This window comes from Rhizobium jaguaris (assembly GCF_003627755.1).
Lineage (GTDB): Bacteria > Pseudomonadota > Alphaproteobacteria > Rhizobiales > Rhizobiaceae > Rhizobium > Rhizobium jaguaris.
The window spans coordinates 2,508,485-2,527,480 of the sequence record NZ_CP032695.1 but is presented as its reverse complement, the minus strand read 5'-3'; the positions used below and the strand labels follow the sequence as shown (position 1 = coordinate 2,527,480).

Sequence of the window (18,996 nt, the reverse complement as noted above, 5' to 3'; positions counted from 1 at the left end):
TAAGACATGCTGGGATCTCTCATCGCCTCGCTCGACAACCCGCAAACAGCGGCTGCTGTCATCGGAGCAGTCGGAATGGAAGGCTTGGCGGAGCGGGTCGAAAAGGCGGCCGCCGCTGAAGCCATGGAACCGGCCGCCTATCTTGCCGCGGTCGTCCGGTCGTTCATGGAGACCGCCTCCGACGATCACTTCGTTCAACTGATCGGCATCATGAACCGCGCCGAGGATCCCAGCCTTGCCGCCGTGCGCGCCATCCTCCACAAGGTTCTGCCGGAAACGAGCGAGGCTTGACGATGCCTGCTGTCCTTCCCGACTGCTTCCACTCCGAAAGGGTGATGGTATCGTTCGAAGCGGCGCGCCAGGCCGCCATGGCGCTCGCCTGGCCGCGCAACCTGCAAGAGGACCTGCCGTTGGCCCTCGCGCGGGGACGCATCCTGGCTGCGCCGATCGAAGCGCCTCGTTCCCTCCCAGCATTCGATCAGGCCGCCATGGATGGATATGCCGTCTGCATCGCCGGCAAAGGCGGCGTGCCTTCCGTTCTTCCGGTGATCGGCTGCTCGAAGGCCGGCGATCCGCCGGGCGTACTCGCTCCGGGTGCCGCCCAACGCATCATGACGGGTGCCGCCCTTCCGAGCGGTGCCGATACCGTCGTGATGCAAGAGCATGTGACGCGCAGAGGCGATCTCGTGCAGCTTGGGCTGGATCTGAAGCCAGGCGTTCACATTCGAAGGGCCGGCGAGGACGTAGCGCAGGGAAGCGTCGTCCTCGGCCAGGGCCGTGTTATCGGCTGGAAGGAAATCGCGCTTCTCGGCGCCCTTGGGATCGACACCGTTGCTGTCGTCCGGCCTCTCAGGATTACGATTCTGACGACTGGCTCGGAACTTCATGCTGCCGGCGAACCGCTCCCGCCGGGTGCGATTTACGATTCCAACGGTCCCATGCTCGCCACCCTGCTGTCGGGGCCGAACGTAGATGTCGTATCGCTGACGGTTCCTGACGATCCGACGGCGATCACACGCGCACTCCAAGAGATCAAGGAAACGGCTGATATCGTGATCACGACAGCCGGGATGTCGGTCGGAGAGGGGGATCATGTGCGCGATGCCGTCGCGCGGGCCGGGGGAGAGCTGGATGTCGTGAAGGTGGCGATGAAGCCCGGCAAGCCCCTGGCGTTCGGCAAGCTCGGCGACGCATGTTTCGTCGGGCTTCCGGGCAATCCGCAAGCGGCAGCCTTCTCGGCACTCGCTTTCGTGCGCCCCATGACGAGGGCCCTGCTCGGTCAGGAGCCCGCTAACCGCATGACGGCGGAGATGGCCTTTACCTTCACCCACAAGCCGGATCGCACGGAATTACTCCCGGTTCGGCTGGTCGTCGAGCGAGGGCGTTTGACCGCCCATCGCTGCGGACCCGACGGCTCTCACCGAATAATGACGATGGCATGCGCCGATGCCATCGTCATTGTACCCAATGCTCAGACCGCTGTGGAAGCGGGGGCCGTCCTTGAGGTGCTTCCATTTGATCAATCGCATTTCGATGCGTGAACGCAATGGTGTTGTGCCTGCCAATCTGGCGCTGATTTCTATTTGAAGGAGACCGCATGCAAATCGCTCATCCAACCTTCCCGATCACCGCGATCGTCTATTCGAAGGGGTCGGAGTTCGAAGCCTTTCTGCAGGACGTTACCGCGACGATGGCTGATCAAGGCATGCGGCTGGCCGGGCTTGTTCAGTACAGTCAGGCGAAGCCGGGCCGCACGAAATGCGATATGTATCTCCGCGACCTCGTGACGGGCGAGGTCCGCGCGATATCCGATGATCGCGGCCCTCACGCCCGCGGCTGTGTCCTGAATACCGACCGGCTGCTGAGTGCGTGTGAGGCTGCGCAGGCCGGTTTATCTGAGCGGACCGACCTGCTGGTCCTCTGCAAGTTCGGTAAGACCGAGGTGGAAGGCGGCGGGTTCAGATCGCTGATCGCAAAGGCACTGGAACTTTCAGTTCCAGTCCTCATCGGGGTTCCTGCAATCAATCTCGCGTCATTTCGCGATTTCGCAGCCGGGTTTGTACAGGAAATCGAGCTGGCGGATATCGCGTCCGATCGGCTGGCGGCTGCTGAGTATCTGCATTCCATCTATCGGCCGGCGGACGATGCGCTGAAGGTGGTTGCGTGAAGGGTCGATGATGGATGACATCGTGGTGGCCCGCGCGCTGCACGTCCTCGCCGTGATCCATTGGATCGGCGGGCTGAGCTTCGTGACGTTGGTCGTGTTACCGGTGGCTAGATCGCGCCGGATAGCGGAAGAAGCGCTGATGCTGTTCGAAAGTATCGAGCGGCATTTTTCGCTACAGGTTCGCATCTCGGTCCCGCTCGCGGGCGCAACGGGTCTCTGGATGACCTACAGGATGGAGCTCTGGGATCGGTTCGCCGATCCGGGTTTCTGGTGGATGTCGGCGATGTTCGGCGTATGGCTCATCTTCATGCTCATGCTGTTTGTGATCGAACCGCTGCTGCACTTGAAATTCGCAAAGAGAGCGCGGCTGGACCCAAGGGCAACCATCCGCCGTCTCAGCCGTTTGCACGAATTTCTGCTGCTGCTCACGGCCGTCACTGCGTTCGGCGCCGTTGCCGGATCTCATGGCTTGTTTTTCTTCTGACGCCGCATGCCGGCATTTATCCGTACCGGGAGGCTGATCGAATGGTTCGCATTGGAATTCTCACAATATCCGATCGCGCGAGCCGCGGCGAATATGCCGATCTCGCGGGGCCGGCGATCCGACAATGGTTAGAGCGGTCCATTATCTCTCCCTGGACAGCTGTTCCGAGGATCATCCCCGATGGTTTTGAAAGCGTCCGCAGCGCGCTGATCGACTTCTGCGATCAGGACCGTGTCGATCTCGTGCTGACGACCGGCGGTACCGGGCCGGCGGCGCGCGACGAAACACCCGAAGCGATGCAGGCTGTGATCCTCAAGGAACTGCCGGGCTTCGGCGAGGCCATGCGACGGGCGAGCTTCGAGACCGTGCCGACGGCAATCCTCTCGCGCCAGTCGGCCGGCACGCGCGGCAAGACCTTGATTGTCAATCTGCCGGGCAAGCCGTCGTCGATCGATCTTTGCCTTGGCACCGTGTTTCCCGCGATCCCCTATTGCCTTGACTTGATCGGCGCCGGACGTATCGAGACCGATCCGGCCATTGTCGGCACTTATCGTCCATTGTGAAATCGACGTCAGGCCGCCGGCGCCTACACCTTGCTTGCCTACGAACGGCGGCGGGCAAGCACCAACATCGGCGCATATTCGAAACAGAAAAGGCCGAATGACGCCATCCACAGAAGACCGGCTATTGCGTAAATTGGGATGGCAAAGATCGGCAGGACCTCGGCAACCGGGCGCACGAGCGCGGCCATGATAAGCAGGGCGTAGGAAGCACTGGTCAACCGCGATGCGGTTAGTGCGCGTCCGGTGTGCCCGCGGCTCGCCCTTGTCATGACCGCGAGCATCATGCAGGCGATGGCTCCGATCGCCAGGACATGCAGCACGGAATATTCGTTGAGAATGCCTGCTGCTCCGAGAGCGATCGACACGAAGCCCAAAGGAACGAAACCATAGGCGACATGCAGGACGAGCAGCAGTTTTTCCTTCCGCACCGTCCAACCGCGCCACCGAACCAGACGAACGGCATGGAGCAGGGCCGCTGTGGCAGCGGGCAGGATGGTGACAGAGCTGTCAGGATGGACAACCCAAAAGGCCAGTGCCACGACGCCACAAAGAATGGCTGTCGTATCGAACCGATTGTAGGGCACCGGGAAATCGACCCTTCCAAATCGGTTCAGCCAGTTTCGGGTGAAGCTCGGGAGGATTCGTCCGCCGACGACGGTGACCAAAGCCACGTAGGCGCTGACGGCGAGCCGAACAGCGACGCTGTTGTCAGAGACGCCACCGATCACCGAAACGTGGAAGGCGATGTTGGCGATCGATAGAGCGAGCAGGCCGGCGATCACCTTCAGATCTTTCCATTTGCGTCCGGCGATAACCTCGCTGGCGCAGATGAATAATAGTGCCGGCAGGAACAGGCTCTCCAGCACGGCTGACGGGACAAGACCGGCGACATCGGGAAAGAGAAGAGCGACTCTTCCTACGCACCAAAGGGAAAAGAGCAGGACAAGCGGCCAGCCCGAGACCGGCAGGCGTCCTGTCCAGTTCGGCACGGCGGTGAGCAGGAAACCTGCGAAGACCGCCGAGGAGAAGCCGAACAGCATCTCGTGCGCATGCCAATATACAGCTCCATAACTGCCTCCTACCGTGGGCCCCGCCATCCCCATCAATGTCAGCATCCAAAGCGCCATGGCGGCAATGGCCCAAAGGCCAGCCCCAAGGAAGAAAGGCCTGAATCCATAAGAGAAGATCACAGGTCCGGTACTTGCGATCCCTCTCGGGACCGCCCGGCTTACCTTCTGTTCAATTTCGCTCATTTCGTCGCTCCGCAGTCCTGCTGTCGACGATCTTTTTACGGCATGGAGGGGCTTCCCTCTTTGTCGGGACGCAAGCAGCGAGAGGGTACCGTCAAGTTAGCGAGTTCGTATCGACAGGGGCGAGGGGGCGATTTTCAGGTGGCTTTGAGACAGGCCGCTTCACGCCATGTCCGCATGGCGGCTTGAATTTCACGAGTATGAAAGCAAGGTGCTCGCAGTCAGGTGTAAAGCATCTGTCCGCCGCTCCGATAAAGCATATAAGCAGCAACGACGAAGATAAGAGTGGCAAAGAGACTGTTCAGCACACCCTTGCGCGCGGAAAGATGCTTGGCCAGAAAGGCACCGAGCAGACCGCCCAGGATGCCGCCGCCTATGAAGATCGCGGCCAGGAGCCAGTCGACATATCCGGAGATGGCGTAGTTTACAGCGGTGGTCAGTCCGAAGGCCGTTACGGCAACGAGGGAAGAGCCGATCGCGTAGAGGATCGGCATACCCGTCGAGGCGATCAGTCCAGGGACGATGAGGAAACCGCCACCTATGCCGAAAAATCCGGAGAAGACGCCCGTCAGACCGCCGAAGCCGGCGACCTTCCGAACGTTCCCTCGCGAACATTGAGCGCCTGGATCGCCTTCCGCTCCACGCTTGCGGAACATCAGGGCCCCGACGACGAGCATCAAAAGCGCGAACAGGATGAGCAGCTTCTGTCCATCGACCATCTTGCCGATGCTCGATCCAATGAAGGCGCCGACAATGCCCGCGACGCTATAGACGCCGGCGCAGCGCCATTTGACATTGCCGAGCCTTGCATGACCGACGAGATTAGCGAAGGCATTGGCGGCAACCGCGAAGGCACTCGTGCCGATCGCCAGGTGAGCGCTGGGGACGCCGACGACGTAGACCATCAGGGGTACAGCCAGGATCGATCCGCCGCCGCCGAACAGGCCGAGCGTGAAGCCGACCAGTCCGCCGGAGAAGGCCCCGAGACCATATTGTATCGGATCGAGGATCATCAGACTTCTCTTCCTCAGCGGGCCTGAAGCGGCGCGTTTCGCCGGGACGTGGCGACGCGGTGCGCGAACATGCCTACGAGCATGGCCGCGGCGAACAGGATCGCCTCCCAGCGGCCGGTGACGAGCGATGCGACAGCCGGACCGGGACACAGTCCGACCAGCCCCCAACCGAGACCGAACAGAACCGCGCCAGAGACGAGCTTACCGTCGATCGTGCGGCTAGCCGGAACATGGAATTCAGCATCGAATGCCGGTCGAGTGCAGCGCCGCTTGATCGCGTAGGCGATGGACGATGGGATCAACGCTCCGCCCATGACAAAGGCAAGCGACGGGTCCCAGGCGCCTGCGACGTCGAGGAAGGCCAACACGCGTCCGGGATTGACCATATCAGACACGACCAGTCCGACGCCGAACAGGATTCCGCAGAAGATCGAAACAAGAATGCGCTGCGTCATGACAGGCCTCCGATCACATGGCGCGTAACGAAGACTGTGGCTGCTGCGACGGCCATGAAGGTGATCGTCGCGACGATCGAGCGGGGCGAAAGCCTTGCCAATCCGCAGACGCCGTGGCCGCTGGTGCAGCCGGAGCCAAGCCGTGTGCCGAAGCCCACCAGCAGACCGCCGATGACGAGAAGCAACGGCGAGGATGCGATTGCCAGCTCGGCGTGCCGGATATAGGCGAACGCGATCGCGGCGCCGCCGAGTATCCCGCCCAGAAACCCGACGCCAAGCGCGCTGATGCCGGCGCCCGTCCATCCAAAGGCCGAGGCGGTCAATCCAGATATGCCCGCGATGCGGCCGTTGAGCAGCAGGTAAAGGGCGGCCGAAAGGCCGATCAGAAGGCCGCCAGACAGCGGCCAGATGAAGTTGAGTTCGGGCAGGTTGGTCATAGGGCGTTCACCGGAATCTTCAGGTACTGGACACCATTGTCCTCAGCGGGAGGCAGCTTGCCCCCACGCATGTTGACCTGCACCGAGGGCAGTATCAGCCTCGGCATCGCCAGCGTGGCGTCCCGATCCCGGCGCATTTTTACGAACTCTTCCTCGGTCACGCCGTCATGCACATGGATATTGCCTGTGCGTTCGGCACCTACGGTCGTCTCCCAGGCGTAATCCTCCCGGCCCGGCGCCTTGTAGTCATGGCACATGAACATGCGTGCCGCGTCCGGAAGCTGGGTCAGGCGTTTAATGGATCGATAGAGCGTTCTCGCGTCGCCGCCCGGAAAGTCGCAGCGCGCGGTACCATAATCCGGCATGAACAATGTGTCGCCGGGGAAGACGGCATCGCCGACGACATACGCCAGGCAGGCAGGCGTATGTCCGGGCACATGAAGGACAACCGCATCCAGATTGCCGATCTTGAAGCGGTCGCCGTCCCTGAAGAGCTGGTCGAACTGACTGCCGTCCCTCTGGAACTCCGTACCTGCGTTGAAGATTTTGCCGAAGACTTCCTGCACGCGAATGATCTCGCGGCCGATCGCAAGCTGGCCGCCGAGCTCGGCCTGCAGGAATGGCGCCGCGGAAAGGTGGTCGGCATGGGCATGCGTCTCGAGCAGCCATTGCACTTCGAGATTTTCGGATTTCACGTAATCAATAAGTGCGCGAGCCGAGACGTTCATCGTGCGTCCGGACGCAGGATCGTAATCCAGGACGCTGTCGACGATGGCGCAGACCCTGGAGCTGGGATCGCGGACGACATGGCTGACCGTGAAGGTCGCAGGGTCAAAGAATGATTGGATTACAGGGCGTTGCGTCGGATTTTCGAGCGCGTTGCGGACGATTTCCGAAGCATGCGAAAGATGCGCATCGGTGATGGAGTCGGACATGGTTTCCTCCTGTCGATGCACTCAAAATACATATTTACATTAAATATGCAAGTGTGTATTTTCGATAATCATGAAACTGAGCGTCCGCTATAGCCATGCAGCGGATGTTCGACGGGAAGGATTGCCAATGGAAGCAGTGAATTCGAATAGGGATGAAATGCCGCAAGCCCTGCGGATCAACGACAAGGCGCCCGGCTTTACCGCCCGTTCCACGGCCGGCGAGATATCTCTGTTGGCTTACCGGGAGCGTTGGCTTTTATTTTTCTCCCACCCGGCCGATTTCACTTCTGTCTGCACCAGTGAATTCATTGCCCTTGCCCAAGCCCAGGAGAAATTCGCCAAGCTGAATTGCAACCTGTTAGGACTATCGGTCGACAGTCTCTATTCGCATGTCGCCTGGCTGCGTGACATCGAACGCAGCTTCGGCGTGAAGGTGAGGTTCCCGGTTATCGAGGATTCTGCGATGGTTATCGCCAGGGCATACGGGATGCTCGACAGCTCCTCGCAGAACAGCGGCACGGTCCGCGCCACCTATGTTATCGATCCGGAGGGCATGATCCGTGCCATCGTCTGGTATCCGATGAATGTCGGCCGCTCGGTGGATGAACTTCTGCGCCTTGTCGAGGCCCTGCAGACATCAGACCGGGAGTGTGCGCTGACGCCGGAAGGCTGGCGGCCAGGTCAAGCGCTGGTCGAGCCTGCGGCATCCTCTATGGACGACGCCGAGCAGGTGGCCGAAGGCCAGACTTGGTACTATCGGGAGCGTCTCGCATGACCGGCCTGTCCCCTTTTTCCGACGTGATGCAGGATAAGGCCGCGGAAGCCGCCGAATTCATGCGGCTGTTCAGCACGCCGAGCCGGCTGCTGCTCCTCTGTCATATTGCGCAAAAGGAACGCTCAGTCGGCGAGATACAGGACGAACTGGGCTTCAAACAGCCGGCGCTCTCCCAGCAATTGGGTGAACTCCGTCAAGCCGGTGTCGTCCAGACACGCCGCGAATCCCGGCAGATCTACTACTCGATTGCCGATGACCGCGTCGCCGTCGTCATGGAGATGCTGATGCAAATGTTTTGCGGAGAGGTTCCGGCTACCCTCGCTGAAGCTCCTAAGGGTAGGGGCGTCGGGGCCGTTTCATTGGGCGAGATGGCACGCTGGGCGCGGCTCGATAAAACAGATTGAAACTTCAATCCGGGAGGTGGGCGCTGGCCACATTCTCGGGCGGAGATGAGAACAACTTATCGCAGATCACAAAAGCGATGTCTTATGAAAGCAAAAGGTGATTAGCGTATAAATCTGCGATAGTGTTTGTGCGCCGCACAATCTACAAATAGGCAAGGCCGATGGTGGCAGCTGCGAAGGCAATGCAACGGAAGCCACTCCGCGTCGACCTAGCCCTTCAGGGCGGCGGCGCCCACGGTGCTTTTTCCTGGGGTGTCCTCGATCGCCTTTTGGAGGAGCCATGGCTGGAGATCGAGGGGATTTCAGGCACCTCGGCGGGAGCCATGAACGCGGCAGTCATGGCGCACGGCTATGTTGCCGACGGCGCCGCAGGCGCTCGCGAGGCGCTGGAGGCATTCTGGCGCAAGGTATCCGAGGCGGCGCGCTTCAGTCCCTTTCAACGCGGTCCCCTCGACTTCCTGCTCGGTCGCTGGACGCTCGACAACTCGCCCGTTTTTGTGGCGATGGACATGATGGCGCGTGTGTTCTCGCCCTACGATCTCAATCCTGCTGGCGCCAATCCGCTTCGCGCCATATTGGCGGAAACCGTCGATTTCGAGCGGCTCGCGGCCAGTCCGATCAAGCTGTTCGTGACGGCAACGAATGTCCGCACCGGCCGCGGCCGCGTTTTCCGCAACGGCGAGCTGACCCCGGATGTGCTGCTAGCTTCTGCATGCCTGCCGACGCTGTTTCAAGCCGTCGAGATCGATGGTGAAGCCTATTGGGACGGCGGTTACGCTGGCAACCCGACGATCACGCCACTGGCCCGCGAATGCACTTCGCAGGACACCATCCTCGTGCAAATCAATCCGGTTGAAAGGCCGGGCACACCTCGATCCGCGCGCGAGATCCTCAATCGTCTTAATGAAGTCTCTTTCAACGCAGTCCTTCTGAAGGAACTGAAGATGATCGCTCTGCTCCGGAAGGTCGCGCAGTTGGATGACGATGAGGGCGCGCGCTGGGCGTCGATGCGCATCCACCGGGTCGCAAGCGACGCCATGACCGACCTCGGCTACTCGTCAAAACTCAATGCGGAATGGGAGTTTTTGACCATGCTGCACAAGGAGGGGCGCAGGTCCGCCGATGCGTTTCTAGCCGCACATGGCGACGATCTTGGCCGTCGCTCGTCGCTTGATCTCGATGTCTTGCTGGAAGGGGTCTGACAAGTGGGGCTTCTCGGCATACTGATAGGGCTCGGGCTGCTAGTTTGGCTCGCCTTCCGGGGCTGGAGCGTGCTGTTGCTGGCGCCGCTTGGCGCCCTCGTCGCGGCGCTGTTTGCTGGCGAACCGGTGCTGGCGCACTGGACGCTGACCTTCATGAACAGTGCTGCACATTTCTTTGCTCAGTTCTTTCCGCTGTTCCTGCTCGGCGCACTCTTCGGCAAGCTGATGGAGGACAGCGGCTCAATAACCGCCATCGCCGATTTCATGATGCGGCGGCTCGGAAAGAACCACGCAATCCTCGCCGTCGTCATCGCCGGTGCACTGATCACCTATGGCGGCGTTAGCCTCTTTGTCGCCTTCTTCGTCCTCGCGCCGATGGCGCAGGAACTGTTCCGGTCGGCCGGCATTCCGCGGCGGCTGATGCCTGCGGCGATCGTGCTTGGAACATCGACTTTCACTATGTCGGCATTTCCGGGAACGCCATCGATACAGAATGCCATCCCAATGCCCTTCTTCGGTACGACGCCGTTTGCTGCGCCAGGACTCGGCATCATCGCTTCGGCGATCATGCTTTGCTTCGGCCTATGGTGGCTTCGTCGCATCGAGGCGACTACGCGCAAGTCCGGCGAAGGGTTCGGGGAGGGCGTGCCCGCGACATCAGACGATCTCGCTTCCGACGACCGGATGCGCGAACGCGCCTCGGTCGGCAGGGAATTCGACCCTGCCGAAATCGCTCGTGGCAAACGTGCTCAAGCTAAGCCACCCATCCTGGTCGCGTTGTTGCCGCTCGCCGTCGTTATCCTCGTCAATCTCAGCATGACGTTGTTAATCCTACCGTCGCTCGATCTTGGGTTTCTTTCGGAAGATCGATGGGGCGGAATTTCCCGCTCCGCAGTGAGCGGTGTATGGGCCGTCGCTACGGCGCTGGCAGCCGCTGTCGTGACCGTCGTCGTGCTGAATTTCCGCCGATTGCCGGCGTTGCGCGCGACGATGGATGCTGGTGCCAACGCATCCGTCCTTCCGGCGGTCTCCGTCGCCAGCCTGGTAGGCTTTGGGGCGGTCGTCGCGGCAATGCCGGCCTTTGCCATTGTACGCGACTGGGTGCTCGGTATCGGTGGAGGACCGCTTGTCTCGATTGCAGTGGCCACCAATATCCTGGCAGCTCTCACCGGCTCCGCCTCCGGCGGTCTCACGATCGCCCTCGACGCGCTTGGCAGCACCTACCTGATGCGCGCACAGGCAACAGGTCTCGACCCGGCGCTGTTGCACCGTGTCGCGGTCATTGGGGCAGGCACACTGGATAGCCTGCCTCACAACGGGGCAGTCGTGACCCTGCTTGCCGTTTGCGGGTCAACCCACGGAGAAAGCTATCGCGATATCGTTGTTGTCGGAATTATCGGCGCGATCCTGGCACTCATCGCAGTCATTGTTTTGGGAACCATGCTCGGATCATTCTGATACTTCCTCCGAAAGAGAAGCTTGCGCTCGGGTGGCGTTGGATTCAACGCTCAGCATGCGCTAACATTAGACACGGGCGATATCTTGGGTGCAGACCACGTCAGTCATACGGTTGGCGTCGGATCGGAAATATCGGTCAGCGTTGATCCGCCTCAATGCGGTTTGCACAGGAAGGCGTCACTCTAAGGGAGTCTGTACGGCTATTGTCCGCATTGAAACCGGCTCGGGAGGAGATGACATGTACAAGAAGATCCTAATTGCCACGGATGGGTCCGACCATGCACATAAGGCCGCCGAAATTGGAGCCGTTCTTGCAGCGGCATATGAGGCCGAGGTCCACTTAGTGCACGTGTTACTTTCCGGTGAAATCGACGAAAATCTGCGACGCATGGTGGAAACAGAGCATCTTGATGATTTATACTCAAAGGCGTCAGCCGGACTTGTGCCCGGCCTTCCAGCCACATTTTCGTCAAGGGATTCTGCAGGCAACTTTCGCATCTTGCAGGCGCTCGGCAGCGAAATTCTCAACAGGGCCAGCACCGACGTCAAGACGCGCGGTGTGAGGCAAGTTTCGACACATCTCATGGAGGGTGATGCCGCCGAACAGATCGCAAAAGTGATCGAGGAGGTGCATCCCGACCTCGTCGTCTGTGGAGCAAGGGGCCTTTCAAGCCTGTCGCAACTGGTGCTCGGCAGCGTATCCACCAAGGTTGCCCAGCTTAGCTCCGTCACCTGTGTGACGGTGCGGTAAGTTGCTTGCGTATTTCGGACTTCAGGTCGTAACCGCGGCGTAGTTCAAGAGTGAATCGACGAGGATATCGGTCGTTAAGTGGAGGTGTCTGTCCATCAATGTCACAGCCAGATTAGCATCGCGAGCGATGACGGCATCGAAATCGGGTATCCGAGAGCTTGCCGGTGAAGGAATGACAATGATCCTGCCGATACACGAAATACAATTTTAACGAGAAACATCCAACCTGGCGGTATTCCTGGAACAGGGCCCTTTTTGGAACAGGGCTCCCCGGAGCAAATTTTCGGCGCCACCCCAGCAGGAGCGCGCGGGTCTTCCTCAAGCAAGTCTTCGGAACAGCGCGAATATAGTCAATACGCTATCTATTGTGAAAATCAATGTAATGCAGAAGCAATCCTCGTTTTGATGAGATGCGCACCTTTTGCGACTCGATGCTGCGGCAAGTCTTTGGAGATATTCACGTTGCCAAAGAGATATTCTCTGTCGAGTGCAGTATTGTTTGCAGCTCCCGTAGGAGCGTTCACGAAAACGGAACCAACAATCGAGGCCGCGATGTTGGGACGATCAAATTGAACAGGATGTTTTCTTTAATGGCAAAGCCCATCTTGGGTTGCGTAAAGGATCTCCCTTGTTTCGGTGGAACGATGAACGGGATAGTAGAGCCCGCAAACTGCTCCTAATCCTTTCGGTAGAGGCGACGAGCAAATTTCATTCTACTTTAAGTGAAATTGTTCTGCGGATGGTGAGGCATTAGCGTGCTGCGCCAAGATCAATCCGCAATGCCGTCGGGGGAAGGACGGTGATTGCGGCCGCTGCCAGAAGGACATTAGCGCGAAAACAGGGGGCGAAGATGTTTGCGGGTCCAGAGGTGTTTCAACAGGGTTTTGACGTGTGTGTCGTCGGCGCAGGTCCGGTCGGCATTGCCGTTGCGCTGGAATTGAGCAGACGCGGCATGCGAGCGCTGCTTATCGAAGCTGGGCCTAAACAATCGAAACGACCCGAACGAAACGAAACTGGGTTCGACATAGGCGAGGATCTCCATCACGCTGCGGATCAGGTTACTTCGGCCACCGGACTTGGCGGCACCTCCGAACGATGGGGTGGGCAATGCGTTGAGCTGGATGACATAGATTTCGAAGCAAGAGATTATGTCACAGATTCCGGTTGGCCTATTTCTCACGACAAGATTTCGCCTTTCTATCAGCGGGCGCGAGCTCTTCTGAGCAGTAATGTCGCCAGCGAGCGATTGGAGCCGGAATCGGAGACTGATTTTCCAATATCCCGGGAAAGCTGGACACGAATACGCAACACAGCCAGAGCCAACAGGGCTGAGCTTGCTTCTTCGGAGAACCTCTTCGTCGCCTTGGACGCGAGGGTCAAAGCTCTGGCGTTCGACCCCGTGGAAGGACGGCTAAATTCCATCTCGGTTGCGTGCCGCGGTGGTGCGTACAAGGTCCGCGCCGACCACTATGTGCTGGCCTGTGGCGGCAGGGGTAATACCCGGCTGTTGCTGAACCTCCAGGTCGCGTTTCCGCAATTGTTCGGAGGAAGCGACGGGCCGCTCGGGCGCTTTTACATGGGGCACATCGCCGGGCAGATCGCGCAGATCGAATTCGCCACCAAGGAGTATGCCGAGCGGTATCTTTTTAAGCGCACATCCACCGGAACCTTCGTCTGTAATCGGTTTCAACCCGGCCCGAAGCTGCAACGGGCACTCGAACTGCCGAATATCGCTTTTTGGCCGACGAACCGAAGGGCCGCTTTCGGTGAAGCCGACGCGGCGCTCTCGCTGCTATATCTCTGGAACAGTCGGAAAGCCGTCGTCCACAAGGCGACATGGAGCGAAGCCGATCGATCCCGTTACCACAATGTGCTGCGTAATATACTGCGTAATCCCCTTGGCACGACCTTTTCCGCGTTGGATCTGCTTCGCCAAAAATATGGCGCAGCCGAACCGTATCTCGTGCTGCGCAGGCCCGACATGAGGTACGGCCTTCGCTATCATGGGGAGCAAATTCCAAGCAGCTCAAACCGCGCCTACCTCAAGCCCGAGCAAGATGCGGACGGCCAGTTCAAGCTGGAGGTCTCATTCCGATATTTGCCTCAGGATATTGGCGGCACGCTTCAGGCGCACCTCGCCCTCGATCGGTGGCTCAAGGAGCGCAAAATAGGCAAGCTGGTATTCGACACAGCACCCGAAAATCTTGAAGAGCATATCGATTCGCAAGCCAAGGACGGCTACCATCAGATCGGGTTGACCAAGATGGGCGTGGACCGCAAGCACGCCGTCGTCAATCACAACTGTCGCGTCATCGACATCGCTAACCTCTATATTGCGGGCAGCTCCGTTTTCCCTACGTCCGGACAAGCCAACCCCACGCTTCCCGCCGTTGCATTCGCCGTTAGGCTCGCCGAACATCTTGTCACTGAGATTCGCCGTCAAAGCACGCCAGCGGCTTTTTCGATGAGCAGCCGTTTGGAGCCCCAGATGGCATCGCCTCTAAGTGTCCCGCGAAGCATTTGCTGATACTTTGTCATTTTACTACCGCTACGCGCGAGTTTGGCGGTTTGACCACTTTGGAAGGCGCGCCCCTGCGGCGCGCCTTTTTATACCCATAAATAAACCTCCACCTATGGTGGAGGACTGGACGAGTTCTACACGGTAGTTGAGAGACCTCCTGCTTGAACCGCTGGCGCGGCCCAGACTTCGAACAAGGAGGTTCTATGGATGAGCAAACGCTCTCGCATGCGACGTGGGACTGCAAGTATCACGTTGTTTTTGGCAGCAAATACCGAACGAAAAGACTCTACGGGGACGTACGGCGTGAGTTGGGAGAACTCTTACGTCGGCTGGCACAGCAGAAAGGCTGCCAGATCGAAGAGGGTCATTTGATGCCCGACCATGTGCATATGTTGATATCGATCCCGCCGAAATACTCGGTTGCGCATATTGTCGGCTTTTTGAAGGGCAAGACAGCCCTTTACGTTGCCAACAAATATGCGCGCAAGCGCCGCTACAAGGGTTATCACTTTTGGGCGCGCGGGTATTTCGTATCGACGACGGGCTACAACGAGCAGGTCGTCAGACAATATATCCGTAATCAGGAAAAGGCCGACAAAGCTTCCGACTTTGCCGACCTCTTCAATCGTAGCTACTAAGCGCTAACAAAACCGCTTCTAGCGGTTCAAGCGCAGCGTTTCAAACCTCCACCTTTGGTGGAGGTTATGACTGTTGTACGGCAAGGCTGTCGTTGGCGGAGTGAACGGATCAGCCCTCCCTGACTTGCACATCATTTGAACGACGTGATCACGCGGCCCTATTTCTTCGAAGGATCGTCCGCCGCGCTCACATATTGGGTGTCGGAGGGACCCTGGCCGGTGATGTAGACAACCGATGGCACATCCCCCGTGAACGCAAAGTGGGCCACGCCGGCCGGTTCGGTGTAAAAGCCGCCAGGCCCAAGCGTGGTCGTCTCCTTCTCGGCGGCTTTCTCGCCATAACCAAAATGCCACTCGCCGGAAACGACCAATACCGTGCGATTGTCGCGATGAGTATGCGCGGCGATGCGCGCATGTGCCGGGACGCGGATTTCGATCGTGTAAGGGCCAGGCGCGTTGGGATCTCCAGAGAGAACCGTGGTCTGCACGCCATTTCGTCCTGATGTGCCGGCCCCGCCCTGCTTTTTAGCCAGCGCATCAACTTGCCCCAAGGTAAGGCGTGTCTCCGGCAGCGCCTTGGAAGCCGCCTTGCTCTGTAGGAATGCACGAATGGCCGCGATGGTAGGTGCCGGCTGCTCTTCTATGAGCCAGTGGCCCGAATTGGCAATTACGACCTGGTGCACATCGTCAGCGGCGAACCGCATAATGAATGCCATGGTATCCCCGAACGAATGATCGCCGCCAATTGCCAGAACCGGCATCTGCAGGCGCCCATTCGCAAGGAATGCGCGGTTGTCGATCGCGTCCTGATCAAAAGCGGCAAATTGCGAAAAGCCCGCATGCATGCGACCAGGTTTTGCATAGAGTTCAGCGTAGTGGTTGCGTGCGTCCTCCGAAAAATGCGCAGGGTCGGCTGAAAAATCGTTCCAGAAACGGTCGAGATAGATCCGCTCGCGGCCGGCCACGAGACGTTCCATGTCAGGACCACCGAAGTGGAAATGCCAGAGTATCGGGGTCTTCAAAATCTCGTCCCATGGGCCGACCCCAGGTACCGGCGCATCCATCATGACCAGACGCGTCGTGCGGTCAGGATGGGATTCAGCAAACGCGAAGGCGACCATATTGCCGATGTCGTGGCCAACCACGTCTGCCTGCCGGACATGCAGCGCTTCCACAACGCCAGCGACGTCCTCAGCCTCGTTCTTCTTGGTGAAACCTTCCGTTGCAACAGCCGACAGACCCATGCCTCGCAGGTCAGGTGCTATGACAGTGTGATCTTGCATCAACTCTGCTGCCAGCGGTGCCCACATGTCACCAGTTTCGCCATATCCATGCAAGAGAACAACCGCGGGGACCGGAGCCGCCGATACGGACATGGATCGTTGTGCCGTTGGCGGCGACTTCTTCGGTGCGAAATGTTGTCGGGTAAGCGAGGGCTTGCCGACATCGGAGAACTTTGGCGGGGGCGAATTGTCGTCGGCTACGATGGCGGTATTTGAGATCAACCGGATGCGGCAGTCGGCGCGTCATTTTGGATAGTGACGGGAGTATCTCAGAGGGATATAGCCTCAGATGAAATCTGCCGTGTTGCTGGAAGATTGCCCTTCGATGAAAAGCTCAATTGGCATCCTGCAGGGGCAGCAAAGCTGGCGGCTAGACGGCTCCTTTCTCGATTGGGCAGGCAGCGATAGAAGGCAGATGACGAGCGAGACGAAAGGGACCTTTGTGAAAATTGATCGGACTGTCGTCAGGTCGCTGGCCTTGTTCGACAAGATGACCGACGCCGATCTCGATCGGCTGTTGAGCCATGCGACGTCGCGACGTATCCCTCTGGGCGAAGCCGTGTTCGAACAGGGTCAGGAAGCCACAAGCTTTTTCCTTCTTCTGCACGGGCGGCTGAAAGTCACTCAGGTCACCGAGGACGGACAGCAGATCATCGTGCGCATCGTGCATCCCGGCGATCTGTTCGGTTTTGCGAAAGCGCTCCGCCGTTCGGACTATCCTGGAACGGCCATTGCCGCCGCCGAAAGCGTCGCCCTGTCCTGGCCGACGGAGATCTGGCCGGATTTTGTCGAGCAGAATCCGCGTCTTGCAGTCACCACCATGCAGACGATCGGCCAGAGGCTCGACGAGGCGCATACACGTATCCGGGAAATGTCCACTGAGGAGGTCGAACGTCGCGTCGCCCACGTCGTCTGGCGGCTTTGCCAGCAGGCCGGCAAGCGCGAGCCAAACGGCATTCGCATCGACTTTCAGATTTCACGCCAGGATATCGCCGAGATGACCGGAACCACGCTCTTTACAGTCTCCCGGATATTAAGCGCCTGGGAAGCAAGGGGACTGGTTGAAGGCGGCCGGCAAAAGCTTCTTGTCCGCGATCCGGAAGGCCTTTCGCTCCTTGCGGAAGGCGGTAAGGAGTAAGGGCTGCGGGCGCTGAGCAATAGTATCCATTGGATACTGGCTCAGCCCCATGATGTCATCCGGCACCAGCGCGGATCAATGCAGCTGTTTCCACTTTGCGATGTCATCCGAGGTGATCCAGACGCGACCGTCAGGTTTCACTTCGCCGCGGTCGTATTTGTCGCTGGCGATGTTGCTGAAGATCTGGATGTGCTGCTGTAGCCGGCTTTCATCGCAGCGGGGCGGAGACGCTACATCAAGAAGGGCCTGCTTCGTCACGAGAACGAATTGGTTCAACATGCCCGTGTCCATGATCAGCATGGCGTCGTTGCCGGACGACCTCAGCATTCCGCTAATTAATCTCAATGGCATTTGATCCTCCTGTCGACCCAGGGATGAGAGCTCGCTTTTATCCCTGCGAGGAATGGGGTGACGGTTTGACAGCTCTCAAGGATCATCATGCCGATCGTGGGAGATGATGACTTTGAGCCAAGTCAATCAAGCGCACGGAAATGAGGGCATGCTTGAGCGGACAGCGAGCCGCGATGTCTGCACTGCCCAAATGCCGATCGTCCCTGCGGATTGCGGTTTCGGTCAGATCCGTCATTGGGCGGAGCCCATCTCAGCGTTGCGGTTTCGGCCGATCCACGCCGCACCGGCTTGCTGGTGATGAAAGCCGTTCGAAAGCGGGACGTCAGGGTAAATTCGACGCAACGCCTCTGCCGCTTCGTCTCCTCCGATCTGTCCCGAGATCAAGCTCCGGAAAAGGCGCGCAACCGAAACCATGTCGCAAGTTTGTGGCGAAAGCCGCAGCGAATTTACACCAAGCGCCGCGAGCTGGTCGCGATCCGGCAGGATTGCCTGACATGTGAATGACATCGTTTGGACGCCATTCAAGGTGAGAAACGGCTTCTTGGCCAGGGTGCTGACCACCAGGCCGTCCGGGTCCTGGCCGCAGACGAATTGGCAATTGTCCTTTATCTTTCCCTTGGATCTTGCATGCGCGCACCGCGCCGACATCGCGAGCGGCAGTCGACCGAAGGCGAATAGTTCGTATTGGATATCCCTGCATTCCCGTGTGATGACCTGTACGGACGTAGCGGGCAGTTCCGGCGGCAGGCAGATCGTCGTCGCACCGTTTTTGGCAAGGAACTTGGCGGTTGATGCGTTGTAAACATTCACGAGTGGTCCGACCGCATGGGGTCGGCCGCGTAAAAGATGGAGGGCCGACAGGTCATTGGCTTCGACCATATGACTTGTGCTGCTCGCGACTTCCTTCTGGTACTGCAACTCCCGTTCCAGGGTCACCAGAGCCAGCGTCGACAATTGTACGAGTTTCCCCGACGCTTCGAGCCTTTCGATGACCTCTCCAATAGCTGCCTCTGTAAAGTGCAACCTTTTGGAACAGACGGTTTCACCCAGAACAACGACGTCCAGGGGCGCTTCGTCGGCGATGCGGAAGTAAAAGTCCCGCCAGCGCTCTTCCTCCCAAAGATAAGGCACGGGTCCGAGGGTCAGTCCTATTGCGGCGTTTGGCATCATC

At 59.1% G+C, this 18,996-nt stretch carries 20 protein-coding genes and 1 pseudogene; 13 read left to right on the top strand and 8 right to left on the bottom strand.

The annotated features are described in order from the left end of the window. Positions 1–6 precede the first annotated feature (6 nt). The 5 genes from CCGE525_RS33900 to mog are packed head-to-tail and all read left to right on the top strand — an operon-like array spanning position 7 to position 3,214. The gene (locus tag CCGE525_RS33900; protein WP_120708519.1) at positions 7–291 is read left to right on the top strand and encodes a hypothetical protein; all 285 of its coding nucleotides are present in this window, start codon (positions 7–9) and stop codon (positions 289–291) included. 44 nt (positions 292–335) lie between these two features. Beyond that, a complete protein-coding gene (locus CCGE525_RS33895; RefSeq protein ID WP_162950385.1) occupies positions 336–1,541 on the top strand; it encodes a molybdopterin molybdotransferase MoeA in 1,206 nt (401 codons plus the stop codon). A gap of 56 nt (positions 1,542–1,597) precedes the next feature. Next, the gene (locus tag CCGE525_RS33890) at positions 1,598–2,167 is read left to right on the top strand and encodes a DUF2478 domain-containing protein (RefSeq protein ID WP_120708517.1); all 570 of its coding nucleotides are present in this window, start codon (positions 1,598–1,600) and stop codon (positions 2,165–2,167) included. Between the two features lie 10 nt (positions 2,168–2,177). Then, a complete protein-coding gene (locus tag CCGE525_RS33885; protein WP_120708784.1) occupies positions 2,178–2,651 on the top strand; it encodes a hypothetical protein in 474 nt (157 codons plus the stop codon). A gap of 41 nt (positions 2,652–2,692) precedes the next feature. Then, the gene (mog, locus tag CCGE525_RS33880) at positions 2,693–3,214 is read left to right on the top strand and encodes a molybdopterin adenylyltransferase (RefSeq protein ID WP_120708516.1); all 522 of its coding nucleotides are present in this window, start codon (positions 2,693–2,695) and stop codon (positions 3,212–3,214) included. Positions 3,215–3,252: 38 nt separating this feature from the next. On the opposite strand, the gene CCGE525_RS33875 is transcribed toward mog, so the two are convergent. From CCGE525_RS33875 to CCGE525_RS33855, 5 genes are all read right to left on the bottom strand, one after another. Continuing rightward, a complete protein-coding gene (locus CCGE525_RS33875; RefSeq protein WP_120708515.1) occupies positions 3,253–4,467 on the bottom strand; it encodes an NnrS family protein in 1,215 nt (404 codons plus the stop codon). A gap of 218 nt (positions 4,468–4,685) precedes the next feature. Beyond that, positions 4,686–5,477, bottom strand: a complete 792-nt coding sequence (locus CCGE525_RS33870) for a sulfite exporter TauE/SafE family protein (protein WP_120708514.1) — start codon at positions 5,475–5,477, stop codon at positions 4,686–4,688. 14 nt (positions 5,478–5,491) lie between these two features. After that, entirely contained in the window at positions 5,492–5,932 is a 441-nt protein-coding gene (locus tag CCGE525_RS33865) for a YeeE/YedE family protein (RefSeq protein WP_120708513.1), read from the bottom strand. Beyond that, positions 5,929–6,369 (bottom strand): YeeE/YedE family protein, encoded by a 441-nt coding sequence (locus tag CCGE525_RS33860; RefSeq protein WP_414131490.1) that lies wholly within the window; start codon positions 6,367–6,369, stop codon positions 5,929–5,931. Before CCGE525_RS33860 ends, CCGE525_RS33865 begins: the two co-directional genes overlap by 4 nt. Beyond that, entirely contained in the window at positions 6,366–7,304 is a 939-nt protein-coding gene (locus CCGE525_RS33855; RefSeq protein ID WP_120708512.1) for an MBL fold metallo-hydrolase, read from the bottom strand. The genes CCGE525_RS33860 and CCGE525_RS33855 overlap by 4 nt, the downstream gene beginning before the upstream one ends. Before the next feature lie 127 nt (positions 7,305–7,431). Between CCGE525_RS33855 and CCGE525_RS33850 the strand changes: the two genes are divergently transcribed. The 7 genes from CCGE525_RS33850 (at position 7,432) to tnpA (ending at position 15,053) form a co-directional block, all read left to right on the top strand. Next, positions 7,432–8,079 (top strand): peroxiredoxin, encoded by a 648-nt coding sequence (locus CCGE525_RS33850; protein WP_120708511.1) that lies wholly within the window; start codon positions 7,432–7,434, stop codon positions 8,077–8,079. Next, the gene (locus CCGE525_RS33845; protein WP_120708510.1) at positions 8,076–8,483 is read left to right on the top strand and encodes an ArsR/SmtB family transcription factor; all 408 of its coding nucleotides are present in this window, start codon (positions 8,076–8,078) and stop codon (positions 8,481–8,483) included. Before CCGE525_RS33850 ends, CCGE525_RS33845 begins: the two co-directional genes overlap by 4 nt. A gap of 161 nt (positions 8,484–8,644) precedes the next feature. Further along, positions 8,645–9,685: a patatin-like phospholipase family protein gene (locus CCGE525_RS33840; protein WP_120708509.1), complete on the top strand. Its 1,041-nt coding sequence runs from the start codon at positions 8,645–8,647 to the stop codon at positions 9,683–9,685. Positions 9,686–9,688: 3 nt separating this feature from the next. Then, positions 9,689–11,143 (top strand): GntP family permease, encoded by a 1,455-nt coding sequence (locus CCGE525_RS33835; RefSeq protein WP_120708508.1) that lies wholly within the window; start codon positions 9,689–9,691, stop codon positions 11,141–11,143. A 238-nt stretch (positions 11,144–11,381) separates the two neighbouring features. Next, positions 11,382–11,894, top strand: coding sequence for a universal stress protein (locus CCGE525_RS33830; protein WP_120708507.1), 513 nt, complete (start codon positions 11,382–11,384; stop codon positions 11,892–11,894). 850 nt (positions 11,895–12,744) lie between these two features. Continuing rightward, complete coding sequence (locus CCGE525_RS33825; protein WP_120708506.1) at positions 12,745–14,421, top strand: FAD-dependent oxidoreductase; 1,677 nt, start codon at positions 12,745–12,747, stop codon at positions 14,419–14,421. Between the two features lie 197 nt (positions 14,422–14,618). After that, on the top strand, positions 14,619–15,053 hold the full coding sequence (gene tnpA, locus CCGE525_RS33820; protein ID WP_120663694.1) for an IS200/IS605 family transposase: 435 nt from the start codon (positions 14,619–14,621) through the stop codon (positions 15,051–15,053). 584 nt (positions 15,054–15,637) lie between these two features. Here the strand turns inward: tnpA and CCGE525_RS39275 are convergent. After that, positions 15,638–16,583, bottom strand: a pseudogene (locus CCGE525_RS39275) (alpha/beta fold hydrolase); the annotation flags it as partial. 195 nt (positions 16,584–16,778) lie between these two features. On the opposite strand from CCGE525_RS39275, the gene CCGE525_RS33810 reads away from it, so the two are divergent. Further along, entirely contained in the window at positions 16,779–17,474 is a 696-nt protein-coding gene (locus CCGE525_RS33810; RefSeq protein ID WP_120708782.1) for a Crp/Fnr family transcriptional regulator, read from the top strand. Positions 17,475–17,549: 75 nt separating this feature from the next. Here the strand turns inward: CCGE525_RS33810 and CCGE525_RS33805 are convergent, their stop codons facing one another. Together CCGE525_RS33805 and ubiV are read right to left on the bottom strand one after the other, a co-directional pair. Further along, positions 17,550–17,825: a hypothetical protein gene (locus tag CCGE525_RS33805; RefSeq protein WP_120708505.1), complete on the bottom strand. Its 276-nt coding sequence runs from the start codon at positions 17,823–17,825 to the stop codon at positions 17,550–17,552. Positions 17,826–18,056: 231 nt separating this feature from the next. Next, positions 18,057–18,995, bottom strand: coding sequence for a ubiquinone anaerobic biosynthesis protein UbiV (gene ubiV / locus CCGE525_RS33800; protein WP_425375910.1), 939 nt, complete (start codon positions 18,993–18,995; stop codon positions 18,057–18,059). Between the last annotated feature and the right edge of the window lies 1 nt (position 18,996).

What these genes read in the sequence shown, in the direction of transcription:
- CCGE525_RS33900 (WP_120708519.1), top strand. Translation starts at nt 7, where the DNA reads ATGCTGGGATCTCTCATCGCCTCGCTCGACAACCCGCAAACAGCGGCT.
- CCGE525_RS33895 (WP_162950385.1), top strand. Translation starts at nt 336, where the DNA reads ATGGTATCGTTCGAAGCGGCGCGCCAGGCCGCCATGGCGCTCGCCTGG.
- CCGE525_RS33890 (WP_120708517.1), top strand. Translation starts at nt 1,598, where the DNA reads ATGCAAATCGCTCATCCAACCTTCCCGATCACCGCGATCGTCTATTCG.
- CCGE525_RS33885 (WP_120708784.1), top strand. Translation starts at nt 2,178, where the DNA reads ATGGATGACATCGTGGTGGCCCGCGCGCTGCACGTCCTCGCCGTGATC.
- mog (WP_120708516.1), top strand. Translation starts at nt 2,693, where the DNA reads ATGGTTCGCATTGGAATTCTCACAATATCCGATCGCGCGAGCCGCGGC.
- CCGE525_RS33875 (WP_120708515.1), bottom strand. Translation starts at nt 4,467, where the DNA reads ATGAGCGAAATTGAACAGAAGGTAAGCCGGGCGGTCCCGAGAGGGATC.
- CCGE525_RS33870 (WP_120708514.1), bottom strand. Translation starts at nt 5,477, where the DNA reads ATGATCCTCGATCCGATACAATATGGTCTCGGGGCCTTCTCCGGCGGA.
- CCGE525_RS33865 (WP_120708513.1), bottom strand. Translation starts at nt 5,932, where the DNA reads ATGACGCAGCGCATTCTTGTTTCGATCTTCTGCGGAATCCTGTTCGGC.
- CCGE525_RS33860 (WP_414131490.1), bottom strand. Translation starts at nt 6,369, where the DNA reads ATGACCAACCTGCCCGAACTCAACTTCATCTGGCCGCTGTCTGGCGGC.
- CCGE525_RS33855 (WP_120708512.1), bottom strand. Translation starts at nt 7,304, where the DNA reads ATGTCCGACTCCATCACCGATGCGCATCTTTCGCATGCTTCGGAAATC.
- CCGE525_RS33850 (WP_120708511.1), top strand. Translation starts at nt 7,432, where the DNA reads ATGGAAGCAGTGAATTCGAATAGGGATGAAATGCCGCAAGCCCTGCGG.
- CCGE525_RS33845 (WP_120708510.1), top strand. Translation starts at nt 8,076, where the DNA reads ATGACCGGCCTGTCCCCTTTTTCCGACGTGATGCAGGATAAGGCCGCG.
- CCGE525_RS33840 (WP_120708509.1), top strand. Translation starts at nt 8,645, where the DNA reads ATGGTGGCAGCTGCGAAGGCAATGCAACGGAAGCCACTCCGCGTCGAC.
- CCGE525_RS33830 (WP_120708507.1), top strand. Translation starts at nt 11,382, where the DNA reads ATGTACAAGAAGATCCTAATTGCCACGGATGGGTCCGACCATGCACAT.
- CCGE525_RS33825 (WP_120708506.1), top strand. Translation starts at nt 12,745, where the DNA reads ATGTTTGCGGGTCCAGAGGTGTTTCAACAGGGTTTTGACGTGTGTGTC.
- tnpA (WP_120663694.1), top strand. Translation starts at nt 14,619, where the DNA reads ATGGATGAGCAAACGCTCTCGCATGCGACGTGGGACTGCAAGTATCAC.
- CCGE525_RS33805 (WP_120708505.1), bottom strand. Translation starts at nt 17,825, where the DNA reads ATGCCATTGAGATTAATTAGCGGAATGCTGAGGTCGTCCGGCAACGAC.
- ubiV (WP_425375910.1), bottom strand. Translation starts at nt 18,995, where the DNA reads ATGATGCCAAACGCCGCAATAGGACTGACCCTCGGACCCGTGCCTTAT.